Raw genomic sequence first — 17,340 nt, forward strand, 5'->3', positions numbered from 1 at the left:
TCCGTGGCCCACCGGTAGGCTGCAGGGGGATCAAGCCTCTCGGCCGCCAGTAGTTGCCCACAATGCACGACCACCACGACAGCGGCTACTCCAGGCGTCCGAGCGGGATACTGCTTCTTCCACCGAAGCCAATCAAACAGGGACTCCACAAACGGTTCAATCCGCTTCAAACGCCCCTAACACGTCCTCAAGGATCATCGCACCAGTGGCAGTATCTAGCGGATCGTTATTATTCCCACAGTCTTCGCTCATCACACACAACGGACACCCACGCCGTCGGCCACATTCACAGTCGCCAATATGGGCAGCCGTCCGTTCGGCAAGCGTTTCGATATTCTCATAGATCGCCTTCGAGAACCCGATCCCGCCATCGATGCCATCGTGGACGAACCATGTGGGCCCAGCGATCGTCTCGTGGGGATGTGACAGCATGGAGAGCCCACCGATATCATTGTTATCAACCATCAGCTCCAATGGAGCCAGCTGAATAATCCCGTGTTCGGCGGCATGAATCCCGCCACCGTAGGTGTATCGTGACTGCTCGTTCGGGACGTTTCGATCGCTTCCAGCACGACTGGTCGGCTCTAAGAGAGGCTGCTCAAGTGCGTCAATTGTCTTCGCAAGATGGTTTTCGGGTAAGGCAACCCACAACAGCTCTGTTTGGAGGTCAAGCGGCGGTGTCTCCGTTGGCAGTGGGCCCTCAACAAGCTCTCCGGTCTGGAAGTCCCGAACCATGTAGCTCCCATAGGTGATCCGAACCGTTCCAGTGCCGAAGTAGACATCATACCCGCCGGCCAGGCTAGTATGATCGCGAACCTCAAGCTCCTGGATCTGTTTTTCCGACAGCGTTTGGGTGTAACGAGATGTGGCCACCTTCTGGACGTGGATACATGGGTGTGGCTGGCTGTGATCTATCTCGGTCACTTCGTACTGCTGGCCAGCGTGAAGGAACAACGCGCCCTCGTGATAATCCCGGTAGGCACGCTCCTTGGCAACTGGATCGTGATCGATCTCACCGTTGGTGCAGAGTACCTCATAGTCGGTGCCTGTGGTACCATACATCGAAATCCGACTTTGTGGCCGACGATCACCCCGATAGGTGACCCCGCTGGCGTCGAGATCACCGGCTTGCTCAAGCAGGCCTGCGTCCTGCCACATCGCAGTCATCTCACGGAATCGATCCTCGCCGCCGAGATACGGGGCATCCGCAGCTGTGAGCGGCCGTTCGGCGGCTGCCGCCAACAGGTGATCGGCAAACACGCGGTCGTTGTCGATCGAGACCACCGCATCTTCCACGGTCTCATCATCGAAGAGGTATGCAGGGTTGTCGAGGATGTATGCGTCCATGGCGTCTTTGCCACCGACAAGCACCGATAGTGCGTCACTGGCTCCCCGTCCGGCTCGTCCGATCTGCTGCCAGAAGGATTGTTTCGTTCCAGGGTAGGAATCCGTCACTGTCGCATCAACGGAGCCGATGTCGATACCCAACTCTAAGGCATTCGTCGAGATGACCGCATCGAGAGTGGTTCCTTTCAGTTGATTTTCGACCGCTCGCCGCTTTTGTTTGCCGAGCCCAGCGTGATAGGGTTCAACATCGATGTACTGCTCTCGCGGATGATCTCTGGCTGCCCCAACCGCTTGCTTCGCACCGATCTCGGTGCCCTGTCGGGCCGTTGTAAACTGCAGGGTTTGCATCCCATTGATCGCAAGATGAGCTGTCACCGAGGCCGCCTCACGGGCACTGGAGCGGCGGGCTTGCTCAAACCCCTCCATGAGGTCACCACTGCCATCATCGTAGTCTTCGAGGGGTTCCTCATCAAGTGGTGGCTCCCAAAGTACGATATCTCGACTCCCCCGTGGAGAGCCATCCGCATCGATGACCTGGAAATCAGCCCCAGTGAGCGTTCCAGCATGGGTTGCTGGATTGCCGATCGTCGCCGTCGTCATCACGAATTGCGGATCAGACTCATAGTGAGCAAGCACCCGTCGGAGTCGCCGGAGGATCCACGCGACGTGGGTGCCCATGACGCCGCTGTACTCGTGGCCCTCATCGATGACAACGAGTTCAAGATTGCTGTAGAAGCGATGCCAGCCACGATCCTTGTTGTGGCGTGGCAGATAGACATTCAATCCTGCTGGATTGGTGAGAATGACGTTTGCTGTCTCTCGGATCCGTCGTTTTCGTTCATTTTTCGTGTCGCCATCATACACACCGACGGTGGTATCAAGCTCTAAGCTCTCCCGCAGCCCATCGTTGAGTGCTTTTTCCTGATCGGTCGTCAAGGCCTTCGTCGGAAAGAGACAGAGGGCCGTCGCGTCGGGATTCCCGAGGTGGTTGCGTGCAATTTGGAGCTGGTAGATCAGTGTTTTGCCGGAGGAGGTTGAGGTGGTCACGACGACATTCTCGTCGTTGGCGAGCAACTCAAGCGCGTCGGCCTGATGCGAATAGAGCTCATGGTCGAGTCGCGATGAGAGTGGCTCTTGGAGCACCGTGTTTGGAGCAACCGTATCGGCTGTTTGAGCGGCGAGTCGTTCGCTGTGACAGATTTGATCTCGCCAGTCAGGAAATGAGTCTTGCAGTTGCTCCTCAGAAAGGATCTGGCGTCGTGTTGTCCCACCGTCAGTGATCGGTCTGGTATCGTGAGCGTTCATGTTGATCCGAAATGGTTGCATGATTGGTTAGGAAAAATCAGCCAACGAGCCCTGCGAACTGTTCTCGCCGGTCGGTGTTTGTGTCGCCGGCTCGCGGCGTGCCGCTGTTTCAAGATGCTCATAGATCGTTGCGAGAGCTCGGACATCATCCTCACAATACTGTTCAAGACGTTCCCAATTTGGTTCAACTGCTCCATCGGATTCGGTCTCGCTTGTAATCTGTCTCCGGTAGGCTGTATAGATCTCTGCGACAGTTGCGCCATCGATCCCATTGGTTGTTGGCTCCCAGCCAAGTGCCTCAGCCACGGGTTCGAGTTTGTTGGTTCGCCCTGGGAGTGCCACATTGCCGCCGTTCTTCGTTGTCGCCCAGTAATACACATCAAGGTGATACCGATCAGTCCACGTATCCACGAGACCGGGATAGTGCTCTCTGAGTTGCTCTGTGATGACAGGGAAATCAAAGTCATAGCCGTTCCACGCCACGATCGGGCGGCCGGCTGCCGCCCCAGTGAGCCACGTTATGAAGGCCTCAAGATGTGCGCCATCATCAACCGCCTGTTCACGGAAGCTCATGTAGTTGCCTTCGGCTGGCCCGCCATCGAGAACCCCGATGAGCCACGCCGTCGATGGATTCAGACCATCTGTTTCGATATCGATAAACACCGGCTCTTGATTAGGGAGTGAATCATCACCGGTTGGGATCACCGTCTCTGTCGTCCGGGCCTCCGCTGCTGTCTGTATATTCTCAGCTGAACTCCGACCCAGGCCTGGTAGCTCAGCGAGCGTTCGGAGTGGCATCGCCACAAGATCCCTTACTGAGGTGATCCCAGCATCTCGCAGGGCTTCGATTCGGGTTGCTCCAATCCCATGCACACCCCGCAGGCCAAACGACTGTGGGTCAACGTCTGAAACGTCAATGGCACCGTTTGAATAGACCTCGATGATCGTCGCCGGAACTGTCTGTGTCGTGGTTCCGACACCAAGATCCGCCTCAGACGTTCCGATACCGACAAACCGTGTGACCGCCCCGGTTGATGATCGATAGTTCGTCGTGAACCCAGCCCGCAAAGCAGTCGATAGATGGAGTGTCTGTTCACCCCACCAGTGGTCAGGAAGTCGGTCACGATAGCTGTCGACCCCGGTGAGAGTCGCCGATCGCTGATATGGATCCACCGACAACGAAACGGCTTGGGTGATCACACACCGATTGGACGGAGTGTTGTGTTGATCAGTGGATCGATTTTGCTGACGGGCGATCTGGTTGGTATCGAGTGGCTCGGCTCCCATCGGGAGAGCGATCACATCACACTCACCAGCACCAACGGCCACAACGTCCGGCCGCATCCCACTCCCAGCTTTTAGAATCTCGAGATCTATCTGTCGCTGTAAGCTGGGTTTAACGACCTCTGCTTGGGGGTCGCTGGCGACGACCACATCGGGTGCGGTACGCTCAATCATCGCCGTGATCGTCTCGGTGTGAGCCTGATTGACTGCCTGGCCTGACAACGATAACAACCGCGTCGGCGACTCATCCGGAGGTGGCAGGGTGGGAACGGTTGCGGTCTCGCTGCCTCCATCTGCGGTGAGTCGCCCTCCAACAGCGAAACCAGAACTGCGGGAGGAAGCCCAATCGTCACTCATTGTAAAGAAAACCGTGTTACATCTATATCAAACCTTGAGTGCTAACCGATCAATGTATTTGAAACACCTCTCTCAATGTGGCCGGTTTGCGAATCCAGATGCCATGATCTGTGTATGGTAGTTGGATAGCAGTTTAGTCGAATTCGTAGCTGATTCGTTGCTGACAAACATCCGTCGAGTCGAGAGTGTACCTGCGCTGCGTATAATGCCGCCATCGTCTGCTCTCAGGCCGTTTTCATCGTCGCCGTTTCGGCATCCAGTTCAATACCACGTGGCAGATTCCATCCCAGTGCATCCGCCAGCCATCAATCCCTCTGATCGATGGACGACCGAGTTTGCGTTGGATGCCGATGGGGTGCCACCAGCTATTGTCTCACTGTTGGGCGATACGGAACTGACGGTTGGAGACGTAGGCCCGCGGCAATCGTGGTAGCACTACACCGCTGTTGTCTAACGGCTGTCGTGCTGTTTTCAGTGTGCCAGTTTCGAATAGCTAACTAATACTGGATTAGATTGAATGGCTTTTGTTGGTTAGCAATCGAATCCAGCGAACCAGTGATCACAGCCCATGACTGATGAATTGCGCTGTGCATCTCGCACTGCCCTCTTGATAGAATTGTGATAGGCCTGGCTATGCTATCTTCGGCAAGAGTCTCTCTCAGTACCCTCGTCTGTCTGCCGCCAGCCAAGGGATTGTTGATTAAGCTCTTCGACAGCGGGCCGTCCGTTGGCGAGCATGCGATCTGCAACCGTGATTGCGGCTCGTAACTGGGCTTCAGAGAGATGTTTGTATGCCGGTGACCTGCTGATGTGGTGTGACCACTCATCCCTGAAGAGTGTATCGAGTACCACCCGGGCAAAGCAGTGATCATCAGTGATCGGCCAGCCATCGCTCGCCTGTGCTTTGGCAGGCAACTTCTCGGTGACCTTCTGCAGATACTCCTCCCGGAGGGCAGAGATATCGGTTCCAGAGAGAGTCTGTTGATTCATACGATATCAGTTATTGGGTCTTGGTATGAATCAACATTGGCATCATCAAGTATGCCCTGTGGATGTGCCAATCAGCCCTCAAAGTGTTCAGTTTTACTCAGACACACTACAGTTGGTTCATACACCACATGACAGGAAGCGCAGTCATTGCTCGATTATCTCTCCGTCTCCGACAGCAAGTGTCCCCTCAAGCTCAGTAAGGAGTTCTTCGCCTTCCTCACGGAGTTCTTGTGCCTCCTCAAGTGACACCTCGCCGTTTTCAAGTTGTTCAATGATCGCTTCAACTCGGTCTACCTTGTCGCTGACTGGAGTATTCTCGCTCATGATGTTAGATAGAGGGTGGTAAGGCCAAGCACGATCACCACGAGTACAGCGATGATGATCTTGTAGCGTCGCTGCTGTCTGGCCATCTTCGCCCTGATTTCACTCTTTGCCTCGTCACGCACTGCTTCGACTGTTTCTTCAAGTTCCTCTTCATGTTCCTTCTCCTGTTCAAGGGTTCGGTAGCCGGTGTCCAACCGGTTCCGCAATTCGAGCAGCTTTGCCTCAACGTGGCGATCAGCAGCATTCGCGAGTGAGGCTTCTAACTCGTGTAGCCGACCGGCAACCACGCTTTGGTAGGCGTTATTGAGCGTGGTCTTTGAGGCTGTGAGTTTGGTGTCGACAGTACCCTGGTATGCCGTATCGAGTCGCTCCGCAAGCCGCGTTCGCTTCTGATCGAGATCAGCTCGCTTCGGGACGACCTCGCCAGCATGCGTTGGTGTCATAAACCGATAATCAGCCACCTCGTCGGCGAGCGTCTGATCATCCTCATGACCGATGCCCACCGCTGTCGGGGTATCAGTGTTAGCGACGACCCGACAGAGCGGCATTTCGTTGAAGATCCGGAGCGTCTTGTCTGCACCACCGCCACGGGTGACAACGATCACATCAACGGCTGCATCCTCGTCGAAGGTTGCAACACCGCTCATCAGCGCTTGGAGTGCATTCGGGCCTTGGACACTGGCGTCGTTGATCTTGATATCGACTTGCGGATACCGATCATGGATTGCGGTGACAGCATCAATCCGTGCGTCGCTATCGGCTGATGTGACAAGGCCGACTGTCGTTGGTAGCTCCGGGAGTGGCTGTTTTTGCTCGTCGTCAAGTAGGCCGTCACCGGCGAGTTTCTCCTTGTTTTCAGCGTAAACTTGACTGTACTCGCTTTTACCCATATTGACGACATCCTCGACAATGAGAGAGCACGACCCCTGTGGCTCGTAATAAGAGAGCTCGCCGCGAACAGCGACGTGCATCTCTTCATCAGGTTTTGTGTTCAACCCCTTGTATCTGAACCCAAAAACAACACAGTGAATAGATGCATCGCCTGAAACGAGATCGAAGTGGAGGTGGCCGTTAGCCGATCGACAATCTGACACATCGCCGATGACATAGTCATGCACAAGCTCTTGATTCTCATCAATGACGGCGGCTATCTCGTCGTTGAGTGTGGCTACGGTGACGACATCATCGCTGTCAAGTTCAACCGGCCCGGCCGCCGATTCATCTGCTTTTGCCATCCACTTTGTGGTACGCTTGATACCATCAAAAAGCTGTTCAGGTTTGTCTACGACATCCTTCGCGTCGCCAACGACGCAGCTTCCCACGCACGGGGAATCCAGCCTGGTAGATTTCAATCCGAGTAGGCCACCATGGTCTGTATATCACGGGCCGTTTCAGACGACCCCTCGTGGGATTGAATAAAATGCTCGTTGGCGAGGGATGGGGAATATGAGCCAGACAACTCAAAGAACGGCTATCACGAGAATGTTGGCCGTTCTGCGTACTTAATCGGATCTTGTGTACCAGCATTGCGGAACGCTTCAAGCCGAAACGCGCACGCATCACATGTACCGCATGCCGGCTCGTTGTCTCGATAACATGACCACGTGATTTCGTAGGGGACATCAAGCTCAAGTCCACGCTCAGCAATTTCTGTTTTCGACCACTCAACGAACGGAGCCATCAGATCGATGTCCGTCTCTGGTTTCGTCCCGAGATCAATCACGTTCTGGAACGCCTCGAAAAACTCTGGACGGCAGTCTGGATATCCAGAGAAGTCCTCTGTGTGTGCTCCAATGAACAACGCCGATGAGTCAGTCGCTTCAGCGTACGATGTTGCCATCGACAACAGGTTCGAATTCCGGAACGGAACGTACGATGTCGGTATCTCGTCACTATCTAAATCTGCATCAGCCACATCCATCTCATCATCTGTGAGACTCGATTCCCCGATTTGGGCTAAATGCTCTGTTTCAATATGCAGGGAGTCGACTGCATTGACTTCGTCGGCGAGTGCTTTTGCGCACTCGTATTCTTTATTTTCAGTCCGCTGCCCGTACGATGTATGCAGGAAGTAGGGCTCGTAGCCCTGATCCATCGCTTCGTACACAGCGGTTGCACTATCCATTCCTCCGGATACCAGAATGACTGCACTTTTGTTGCTCATTGTCGCTCAATTTTGTCGGACGTGTCGTTTGTTTGTTCTCTATGTGGGCTCTGACATCCACACTCCCCACTCTTTACAGTACTCTCTCGGCTGTGGCGTCTCCATTTGCTGGTCACGTTCCTGGTGCGTCGTTCCACAGATCAACATGGAGTCGTGGTGTGTACCGGTAGCCGTACTCCATAGCAAGCTCAGCCACCTCGCTGCGCGTTCCATCGAGTTGTTCACGAGTCATTCCCTCCGGCATCAACAATACATCATCATCTGCTACTGTGGTCGTTGTTGTCGCTCGTATCCGATCAACCACGTCCGTAATCTCCTGCATATCCTCCTCTCCGGTCACGACGAATTTCAGTTGTGTCTCGTAGTCGTCGATCAATTGCGACAGTGCCTCCATATCGATCCGGTCTTGCTCGTGTTGGCCTTCCCACTCGCCATCGCCTTTCGGATCTCGATCAGGTGTCGGTGTACTGCTCGCCAGCTTCGGGCTAATACTGGCGAGGTCGATGGGTGCATCCCGGTAAATCGTTCCGTTCGTCTCCACTGTGGTATGATATCCATCTGCTGTTAGTTGTTCTATGAGGGCTACTGACTCCTCGTGAATGAGTGGCTCTCCACCGGTGAGCACCACATGAGTAGCCTGCTTATGAGAGTGGACTTCCTCCAAAATTGAGTCCACATCTCGCCACGCCCCAGTCGGCTCCCAAGACGTGTGATACGAATCACAGAACCAGCATCGTAGGTTACATCCTGAGGTTCGTATGAAGACTGTTGGTACGCCTGCTAAGGTACCTTCCCCCTGCAACGAATAGAACAACTCGTTGATCGGGAGGTCGCCATCAGTGTCAGGTTCGGTCTCTTCTACTTCAGCGTTGACAGGCATGATTACGGGGCCGCACACAGTTCACCGGTCTCACGAACAGACACGGCGATCTCTGAGACAGTTTCTGGCAGTGCATCGGACAGTTCCCCCTCAAGCAGCACAGCCATTACCTCTGCTGTGGGTGGATGGTCGATGATAACCAGCGAATCCTCGTCACCGCTTCGCTGAAATGCCTCAATGAGGGGATCACCTCGTTCTACGAGAAACCGATGATCCCATTCAGATATTACTGAGGTAATATCACCCTTATCAACGATCCAGCCTTCCGAAGTCAGTTCGCCAGTCACCGAAACGGTGATCTCGTAGTTATGACCGTGTGGCCTGCTGCATTTTCCTTCGTGGTGAAGTATCCGATGCCCTGTACTGATTCGAATGGGCCGATCCTCCCCGACACGCAGTTCTCGTTCACCTGCATCAGCGAGGGTTTCATCATCTGGTGATTGATTACTGGATAATCCTTGAGACATATCTCAAGAATATTCAGGTGGTACTTATGCGTGCCTATCTGAGCGAATCTAACCTATCATCCTTACTTGTCGAGCACCCATTGTTGGGTGGTAGTTTGGCGTCCCCCAATGGAGAGTTTCAAACGAACCCTTGTTGGGATGAAGCAATCATCTACAGCTACCCGGACGGTGACGACAACGAGTTTCAGACGAACCCATATGAGGTCAAAGTGGTCAACCAGTAAAATAATCTGTTGCGTATCAAATCAATGGTTGAAACGTATGTTAACGGCTGAAACCTTTGATTTCAGCCGACTCATCGACGCGGACGTGCTCTGGGTCATACACTCTATATCATTTTGTCATGGTAAGTTACAATAATTCTCTCCAGGAGTTGATCTGTTTACTTGGGATATGACTCCGCCCAAATTTTGTGTAGAAGAGGGATAGCGAACGGTAATCCGAAGGCAGTATACACAACCACTTCTCCTATGCTTATCGACGGTGCCACAATAAGAACACCCACTGTGACGAGTATGCCGCCGATACAACTTCCAAACAAGACTATCGGCCACCGTTTGAGTGGGTCAAATCCTGTCGATGCAATAGGGAACTCAAATGATTCGGTGACTGTCTTAGGGTCACTCACAGGCCCAATCGTCCGTTCCGCTGCGTTTTCACCAGCCCCTACCGTGGCTACAATAGTTCGCGTGCCGAGCAACCGATCAGGAAGCCGATCCGTAACGAGTTCAACTCCACGAAGTACGTCAGTAGAGGTCTCCCATTGAGCCTCCTCGACAAGTCGGTCGTACGCAATGAGACGATCTCCACACCGATGATACTCCAACAAGCCATACCTCAGATAGAATATCAGGACTTCAGCGAGCAGAAACCCAATATACGATCCAAATACCGCGAGCGTGATGCCGACAGCCATTACTGAGGAGAGGTCACTGCCCACAAATCCGAGTAACACAATCCAGAGGATGATAAACGGCAGCGCAACAAACGGCGCGAGATTCACGATAACGTTCAAAGCCCCGGTGAAGAGAACGCCACGGCTGTCAGTTGACACCCGTACGTCAGGCTCCTCGTTGGGCAGAACCACGTCAGTTGATTCAGTGTCCTGAGAGACTGGCCCTGAGAGCCATGCCGTGAGGCGGCTCCCAGTTTCTGTCGAGGCCTGATAGCCAGACCACTCAACGACTATCTTCCCACCGATCAGAATCACGACTGCAAACTCCGTCCCAGCGGCTGAAGTAAACACAGTTACAAACAGCAACAAAATGATAAATGCCATCTCTCTGGCGGGAGCTTCAACCACTGAGTACGGCGAGACCGTTTTGTACTCCCCTCGAAAGTAAGTGCGCCACATGTCGATCAGTCGGGCGACGACAAGAACCGCCAAGCCCCCGATGACTTCACGCTCGGAGATCACTCCCGTGATATCGACAATTTTGGACAGAAGGAGACCGAATGCAAGCGAGGACTGCACCCCAAAGCCCACCACTGCGGTAATAAATGGGATATTCCGCGGATATACTGGCGGCAACAGTTCCAGGATCTTGGTGCTGCCACGCTTTGCTTCTAGATCGCTTGAGATGCTGATTAGTGTATTGTCCGCATCACCACGAGTTTGCGGTGCTCGTTGTGCAAACAGGGCTTTTGCAGCCGCGAAGAGAATTGAAAAGAACAACTCTAAGACGTATAGCACGATGAGTGTCTCTGAGTCCCACCCAAACATCAGAACCCCAATAATGGGGAATAAATTTGCAAGGAGTGTTGGAACGAACCCAACTGCATATGGTTTGGAACCATCGGCTATCGAGGGCATACTGATACACCATATTGTGGGCAACAAAATATTTCGAACATCGTCAACACCACCACTTATTGAACTTTGTATTTTCTTATACTTCTCAAAGTTGAAACACGAAAACAAGGGATTCCTTATTTACTACCGGACGCCCGGTGCCGGTGGTTTGTAGTTTCTAAAGTTGATCGGATACTGGATGCCCTCAATAACCGATTGTGGACAGCTCTGTGAGATGAGCACGGCCTCTCTATCGAAGCAACCCCCTGTGTACCGAGTGAAAACACACCAGCCTGCAAGTGTATTTATGCTCCGGACATAGTGGGGGTCTCCGCCAGATCGAAATCAGACACACCACATTTCCGCTGTAATCCAATACTCAACAGACTCGGTGATAGAAAGTCACGTATCACCGCTCGTATCAGTCACTTCGAGCTGTTCGTCGGCCGCTGACTCTGTGTCCTCCTCGCTCGGCTCTTCTCCTGACGATGCTCCCCCATCTTCTTTGTCGCTGGCGGCGTCGTCAGCCGTACTCTCAGCTGGCTCTTCCGGTTCCTCGTCACGGGAGTCAGTGACTGACGCCGACTCCACATCGGTCGAATACCCAGCGAGGGCCTCACGTAACTCTTCACTGGCCGAAGCAATCGCTCCAAATGTGGCAACCGTCTCCTCCAGTTCACTGATCGTTGCTTCTGTCTCGGTAACATACTCCAATTCGAAAGCATCCGCACGCTGGCCAAGTAGGAACGTCTTCTTCACGTCTGCAACGGCCGCCTCAGCCGCATCAATGTCCACCGCCTCTCAACTGACTCCAAAGCAACAACGGCTGTCTCGGGATCATGTTCACCCGCTACGGCCACGCCCCCGGAGCAGCCCCAAAGCCGCAACGTCCCCGATGCGTAGCGTTTAGTCTCTCAGTGTTCAGGTAACACGTATGCGAGTCACTGCCGTTGGAACAAGCGGCGGCCTTCCCACCGCCACCTACGGAACCAGCTGCGTATACATGGAGCTGTTCGGCGACCGGATTCTCCTTGACTGCGGTGAGGGGACACAGCAACGCCTGATGCGGTACGACTCGTCGCCAAACGTCGATGCGATCCTCGTCAGCCACTTTTATGCGGATCACACGCTCGGCATCCCCGGTGTCGTTCAGGCCCTCGAAATGAACGACCGCAAGCGGCCCCTGCGTCTCTGCGTTCCCGACGGACGGATCCAACGGGCGAACGACCTCGTCGAGGGTGCCTACGGACATCCAACGTACCCGCTCAAAATATGCGGCTACGGCGGCGACGAACCGGCGATGTCCACCGACAACTACCGTATCCAGCCGTTCGAAACGGAATATACGGAACACTCCCACGGGTTCGTCGTCGAAGAGACGCCGAAGCGGGAGTTCCTCGTCGGGAGGGCACAGGATCTCGGCGTCGACCCGGGACCAAAGTACGGGAAACTGCAGAACGGCCACTCCGTCGAGACCGACGACGGGCGGACGGTGACACCCAACGACGTGTTATCGGAACCAAAGCCTGGACGGAAAGTGGTGTACACGGGCGATACGAGGCCGATCCCCGGGGTCGTCGACGCGGCGTCCGACGCCTCGTTGCTCGTCTACAGCGCGATGTTCTCGGACAGCAACGCCGAACGGGCCCGATCGACCGGCCATTCGACGGCAGCGGAGGCCGGACAGGTCGCCTCGGAATCCGACAGTGACCGGCTCTGGCTGACGCACATCTCCCCGAGACACGAGGGGGAGGAGCCGACGCTCGAATCGGAGGCGGAAGCGGCGTTTGACGGAGACGTCGTCGCCGTTCGGGACGGCGAGTCCACGGAGCTGTGACGCGGCGTGGGGTCGGGTGATCGCTTGGCCGGCGGTGCGGGGCGGAACCGACGGAGCGCAACCGTCCTCATGGCCCCGTGCAAGGTGCTTTCCCGCGGCCACCGTAGGGTATTTTGATCGATTTCTTCCTACGATATGGATCTGGTGTTGGAGACGTGGCAGCTTCGCGAGCGGCTCCTGCCGCGCGTCCCCCCGGACGACTGGGCGACAGTCGACGGCCTCCGCGCCGCGGTCTGTCTCAAGATCCTTCGCGTCGTCGACGGTACCGAGTCGATCAAGCCACTCGAAAGATCGCCGGCTGACCACGGGCGGTTCAAGACAACGGTCGCCGTCGAATCAATCGACAACGAACACGTCCGCGTTGCGACGGCTGCCAGGGACGCTTCCGGGGGCGACGCGAGAGACGGACGGAACAGGGATTTCGACGAGACGACCGAATAGTTCGATCTCGACGAAGCTATAAATCGGTTGTAACCCACCTCTTGACCGTATCAGCTGTCGGTCAACCCGACTCGGAGCCGACGGAACCCGTCGGCGGCACCGTGCTCCCGGAGACCGTACGCGGCGTCAGCGAGTTCGTCGCGGATCGACTCGTATTCCGCATCCGGTCGGTGGATCCCAACGAAAACTTTCAGTCCACCGACCGGCGAGACACGGTAGTGAGCGACTCCGTGTGCCTCCAACACCGCGAGGGCTTCCCCGAGTACCGCCTCGTCGATCCGGTCGCGACACGACGTTGGGATCGCGACCTCGAAGATCGTCTCTGTCTCGACGCCCGCCGGATACCCGCCGGCCGGCCCATCGGTACCCCTCACGACCCCGTGCCCCCATCGTCGACACTCGCCGACCCGTTCACACACGCGATCACGGCGTATCGTCCCTCGCTGTGTCGACTTCTTTCGGCCCCCACCTCGGGTCGGCCGGCCCGGTTCCGCCACCGATGTCGTCGACTCGGCGAGTCAGAGTGTCGGCGGCAGCGGCCGACACCTCAACGCGCACCACGACATCGTCGTCGTATGCGACCTCCCGGACAAGCGCGTCGTCGTGGAGTTCGGCGACGAGGGCGTGTGTGGCGTCGCCGTACGGCAAGCGCAGGCGATATGCTACCGTATCGAGCGTCCCGAGCACCGTATCTCGGATCTCGTCGATGTCGGAACACTGCCTGCAGGCGGCGTCGGTTTGGTCGGACAGCGATTCGACGAGCGAGCCGGTTCCTGCTCCAACTCCAACAACGAGGTCGGCCCGCTCTATCGCTTCGAGGGTTCCGGCGGCGACGGCCTCAACGTACGCTGGCACCGCTCCGTCGCCGGGGATCCCCGGTGTCTCGGTCACCGCAACAGTGTGGGGGCCGATGTCAGCTGTCGCCGTCTTCGCCCGTGCGGGACGACCGGCGGGTGTCGGCGCATCAGTGCCAGTAAGCGCCGTCCAGCAGTCGGTCGTGGCCGTTCCCGGCCGCCCGACGAACACGACGTGACCATCGACGTTCCTGTAGCCGTTTGCCACCCGTTCGCCGGCGGCCTGACGGAACCGCTCAAACTGGGCCCGGAGCTCGTCTCGGCGCCGTTCGAGGTCGGCCCGACGGCCACTTGATCCGCCCGGGCTGCTCGCCGCAGCGTCCCGATCCACCCGCGCCGCGGCAAGCCGCTCAATGCGGCACTGCCTGAGTTCGAACCGTACGTCTGCGACCCGGTTCGCCCCGCGCAGCCGCTCCCAGACGGCACCCTTCCGGTCTCGAACCGTCGCGGCCGGGAGCCGCGCCCGCAGATCGAGCATCTGCCCCGGGTGGAGGTCGCCGTCGACGACAATATAGGCGTCCTCCGTCCTCTCGACAACGTCGACAACCTGACCAAGGGTCGCCGGTGGAAGGTCGTATTTTTTATGCTCCGGCCGGTTCGTGACGACCCGTTTGACGTTCTCGTATCCGCGCGCTGCTACCAGCGCCGGCAGCCCCCGCGTGATCGCTCCAGTTCGGCTCGCGATCAGTGCTTCCCCATCCATCGCCTACCGTTTTCACGCGGCGAGCGAACTTGATCGTGACGGCAACACGGGGCTACGCACTATTCATCGCGGTGCCGTTTCGATATCGACGCGATCGCCCGCGTTACTTTTAGAAGGAAATTTGCCATCGCCGTTAAGTAGGTGTGGAACCGAGAAAACCTCTGAAACATAGTCACAACTTCCGAGCAAACAGAACTCGGTTACTTTGTCGAATCTTGAGTTAAGCCGTTCTCGGGAGCCCTACGGCTGGTCATACAAAGACCCAGCTAGTCAGGGGCTTGGCTCCAAGACAATTCACTTCCATCACGGCTAAATAGTGTGAGATATACCTGATGAAACCAGACAGCATCAAGGTAAGCGAAACTGCAGCCAAGAAACACTCGCGGTATCTGACCACAGCACAGCTCAAAGCGGTTCTACGCGAGCAGACGGGGTATATCTGTACCAAGTCATCCCAAATCACGATGACCTCTATTCGGATAACAAGTTCATCCTGCGAGGAGAGTTTTATGACGTTCAATTGGATATTGTGTTCGTCGTAGAACAACACAGTGACCTTGTCGTTGTCACACAGATGTCACAACACAGCGATAGCTTACGCGGTCGATTTTATCAATATGTTGGTCGCGTCGCAAAGTCCTCTAGAGTTTGCCTCTGGTGCTCTCAGTTGAGAGGTCACAGCTCATTGCTGTTTTGATTGATCGCTGGAGCAGGTCGTCAAGAAACAACTGGTAGTGAGATAGATCAGCGTACTTCACTAGCCGAAGCCGGAGCAACGCCTCCAGCCCCTCTGTTGTCCAGCGCATCCACTGGTTCTTACACCGGTTGCTGACTTCCTTCATCAGCCGTTCGACGGGGTTCGAGGCCCACGGCATCTCGAACCCCTCGATAGCTGCCTCAGCAAATGTCACGATTGACGGCAGCTACGCATAGAGATACCCCGCTGCCGTCTCTGCTCCGTACTGATCCAACTGCCACGCTGTCTTCTCGATACGGTCGGTCGTTTGCGCGATCCGCTCGCGGATCGCCGCGAACTCCTCGTTCGGACGGTGCTTAGCGACCGAGTTCTCCAGATGGAACACCTCACCGATTACTTCTGAGACGATCTCGTTACGCTGATTTATTGGAAAGACACCGTCATCCCAGAGATAGTAGTCCAGTGTTCGACCAACGTGGACAAGGTCAAGTTGGTGATCGTGAGATTCGTCGGTAAAGGCCGTGACAATGCCTCTATCCCCGTCACTGACGACCGTCGCGTCGTCAGTGACTGCACCCATGTCATCGAGTTCGGCAGCTGTCTTGTTCCAATCACCATTCACCGAGAGATCCAGCAGAGAGCGTGACTTGTCTGCGGTATCTTCGCCAAGCGTTGCTTGAATTGAGTGGTACGACCGGTCGTCGTCTTGGCTGTAGCACTTTGTGCCGTCAGGAATGACAGCGTCAGCCTCTGTATCAGCGACACAGTCTGGAGGAAACTGCTTGAGCTTACCGCCGTATTCTCTGACACGGCGGTTGATGATGGTTGGCGACGGCATCCGTTCGAAGATGCCGTCGTCGTGATCAGCAGTATCACGGTAGCTGAGCGAGGTGGCGAGATCGACACTAGTGGCTGCGATGTCCTGCTGATAGCGGTTCTGCCCGTCGAAGCTGAGAACATCTTCGACGGGCCGGAAGTAACTGGATTCATCGTGGTTAGCAGCAGTATCCTCGACGTAGTGGAGGCTGAACTCGTGATCACCAGCGGTTGTGACAGCTGTGTGAGGATCGGTGCCACCGTCTGATTTTGCCTACCGGTGTTGATCGAGGAGGCCGACGACGAGCAGCCCACGCGGAGGCGGCCTCAACGGCGTTGTGTTCGCGGCCCGCCGCTAACTCTTCGAGCACCCACCTCAGATAGTTCGGGTCGATCTAGCCCATTGGATCGCAATCCATACACACGCCGCCACATCGTGGCACGACGTTCACGCCGCCGTGTCAGCGGTTGAGATGTTTGGCGAGGTAGATCTCGGTGTCGATAGCCACGCTTCGCCGAGAGGACGCCTCCACCAACCTGATGTGATCGATTGGTTTTCGCTTCGAATCGGATGCTGTTTCAAACAGCTCATTTCCGATCAGTTCTCAGAAAGGGCGGCTGCTCATCCAGAAGCGAACCGGCGCGTTACTCGTCGTCGCCCGCCAGCATCTGCTTTATCTCTTCGAGTTTGAAGTATGAGGCCATCGCGAGGATGGTAACAGGCCAAAATCCAACAAATTGGCCGCGCTGTTTATCGCCGCGCACGTAATAGAAGTACAGTGCCAAGGCGACTGAACCGGCCGATGCTAGTACAGCTGGAGAGAGGCCCTCCGTATCGATGCCTTCCGCAGACTCTATGCCAGACTCTTTGGTTGTATCAGACACATTTGCCATTGAGCCTGTGGAGGTAAATCGCTTCTCATGACACAGGTGACGACAATGCAGGCTGTCCAGAAGTGTGGCCTCCCTGTATGGCATCCCGTTCGTAGAGATGTCTTGACAGCAGCTGTCGACGGAGATCAAGTATTATTTTTCATAGTTGCGGATAGCGAGGAATACGACTACTGATACAGCAAGCATAA

15 protein-coding genes and 2 pseudogenes are annotated in these 17,340 nt (G+C 55.7%); 2 read left to right on the forward strand and 15 right to left on the reverse strand.

All coding sequences use genetic code 11. The annotated features are described in order from the left end of the window. Positions 1-156: 156 nt before the first annotated feature. The 10 genes from DP106_RS00145 to DP106_RS00190 all read right to left on the reverse strand — a co-directional run bounded on the left by DP106_RS00145 (position 157) and on the right by DP106_RS00190 (position 11,705). Positions 157-2,652 (reverse strand): DEAD/DEAH box helicase, encoded by a 2,496-nt coding sequence (locus tag DP106_RS00145; RefSeq protein ID WP_120082785.1) that lies wholly within the window; start codon positions 2,650-2,652, stop codon positions 157-159. 27 nt (positions 2,653-2,679) lie between these two features. Next, positions 2,680-4,293, reverse strand: coding sequence for a ribonuclease H-like domain-containing protein (locus tag DP106_RS00150; protein ID WP_120082480.1), 1,614 nt, complete (start codon positions 4,291-4,293; stop codon positions 2,680-2,682). 636 nt (positions 4,294-4,929) lie between these two features. Next, positions 4,930-5,283, reverse strand: coding sequence for a hypothetical protein (locus DP106_RS00155; RefSeq protein ID WP_120082482.1), 354 nt, complete (start codon positions 5,281-5,283; stop codon positions 4,930-4,932). Positions 5,284-5,427: 144 nt separating this feature from the next. After that, positions 5,428-5,607: an exodeoxyribonuclease VII small subunit gene (gene xseB, locus DP106_RS00160; RefSeq protein WP_120082483.1), complete on the reverse strand. Its 180-nt coding sequence runs from the start codon at positions 5,605-5,607 to the stop codon at positions 5,428-5,430. Beyond that, positions 5,604-6,842, reverse strand: coding sequence for an exodeoxyribonuclease VII large subunit (gene xseA / locus DP106_RS00165; RefSeq protein WP_120082484.1), 1,239 nt, complete (start codon positions 6,840-6,842; stop codon positions 5,604-5,606). The genes xseB and xseA overlap by 4 nt, the downstream gene beginning before the upstream one ends. Before the next feature lie 239 nt (positions 6,843-7,081). Continuing rightward, positions 7,082-7,771, reverse strand: a complete 690-nt coding sequence (queC, locus tag DP106_RS00170) for a 7-cyano-7-deazaguanine synthase QueC (protein ID WP_120082486.1) — start codon at positions 7,769-7,771, stop codon at positions 7,082-7,084. A 112-nt stretch (positions 7,772-7,883) separates the two neighbouring features. Beyond that, positions 7,884-8,651: a 7-carboxy-7-deazaguanine synthase QueE gene (locus DP106_RS00175; RefSeq protein WP_120082487.1), complete on the reverse strand. Its 768-nt coding sequence runs from the start codon at positions 8,649-8,651 to the stop codon at positions 7,884-7,886. A gap of 2 nt (positions 8,652-8,653) precedes the next feature. Next, positions 8,654-9,118: a 6-pyruvoyl trahydropterin synthase family protein gene (locus DP106_RS00180; protein ID WP_120082488.1), complete on the reverse strand. Its 465-nt coding sequence runs from the start codon at positions 9,116-9,118 to the stop codon at positions 8,654-8,656. A 382-nt stretch (positions 9,119-9,500) separates the two neighbouring features. Next, positions 9,501-10,931, reverse strand: coding sequence for a DUF6498-containing protein (locus DP106_RS00185; protein ID WP_133305070.1), 1,431 nt, complete (start codon positions 10,929-10,931; stop codon positions 9,501-9,503). Between the two features lie 381 nt (positions 10,932-11,312). Continuing rightward, entirely contained in the window at positions 11,313-11,705 is a 393-nt protein-coding gene (locus DP106_RS00190) for a DUF5790 family protein (RefSeq protein ID WP_120082491.1), read from the reverse strand. Positions 11,706-11,844: 139 nt separating this feature from the next. Between DP106_RS00190 and DP106_RS00195 the strand changes: the two genes are divergently transcribed. Together DP106_RS00195 and DP106_RS00200 are read left to right on the forward strand one after the other, a co-directional pair. Continuing rightward, entirely contained in the window at positions 11,845-12,747 is a 903-nt protein-coding gene (locus DP106_RS00195) for an MBL fold metallo-hydrolase (RefSeq protein WP_120082492.1), read from the forward strand. Positions 12,748-12,882: 135 nt separating this feature from the next. After that, the gene (locus DP106_RS00200; RefSeq protein ID WP_240625290.1) at positions 12,883-13,188 is read left to right on the forward strand and encodes a hypothetical protein; all 306 of its coding nucleotides are present in this window, start codon (positions 12,883-12,885) and stop codon (positions 13,186-13,188) included. Between the two features lie 50 nt (positions 13,189-13,238). Here DP106_RS00200 and DP106_RS00205 read toward each other — a convergent pair whose 3' ends face one another. From DP106_RS00205 to DP106_RS00225, 5 genes and pseudogenes are all read right to left on the reverse strand, one after another. Then, the gene (locus DP106_RS00205) at positions 13,239-13,562 is read right to left on the reverse strand and encodes a hypothetical protein (RefSeq protein WP_120082495.1); all 324 of its coding nucleotides are present in this window, start codon (positions 13,560-13,562) and stop codon (positions 13,239-13,241) included. A gap of 49 nt (positions 13,563-13,611) precedes the next feature. After that, positions 13,612-14,745 carry a hypothetical protein gene (locus DP106_RS00210; RefSeq protein WP_120082496.1) on the reverse strand — a complete coding sequence of 378 codons (1,134 nt, stop codon included), beginning with the start codon at positions 14,743-14,745 and terminating at the stop codon, positions 13,612-13,614. 641 nt (positions 14,746-15,386) lie between these two features. Further along, positions 15,387-16,517 (reverse strand): annotated as a pseudogene (locus DP106_RS00220) (ISH6 family transposase); the annotation flags it as partial. After that, a pseudogene (locus DP106_RS16180) lies at positions 16,480-16,764 on the reverse strand (hypothetical protein); the annotation flags it as partial. The pseudogenes DP106_RS16180 and DP106_RS00220, both read right to left, overlap by 38 nt. A 139-nt stretch (positions 16,765-16,903) precedes the next feature. Further along, positions 16,904-17,143 carry a hypothetical protein gene (locus tag DP106_RS00225; RefSeq protein ID WP_120082786.1) on the reverse strand — a complete coding sequence of 80 codons (240 nt, stop codon included), beginning with the start codon at positions 17,141-17,143 and terminating at the stop codon, positions 16,904-16,906. Positions 17,144-17,340 lie beyond the last annotated feature (197 nt).

The organism is Halonotius pteroides (genome assembly GCF_003605635.1).
Lineage (GTDB): Archaea > Halobacteriota > Halobacteria > Halobacteriales > Haloferacaceae > Halonotius > Halonotius pteroides.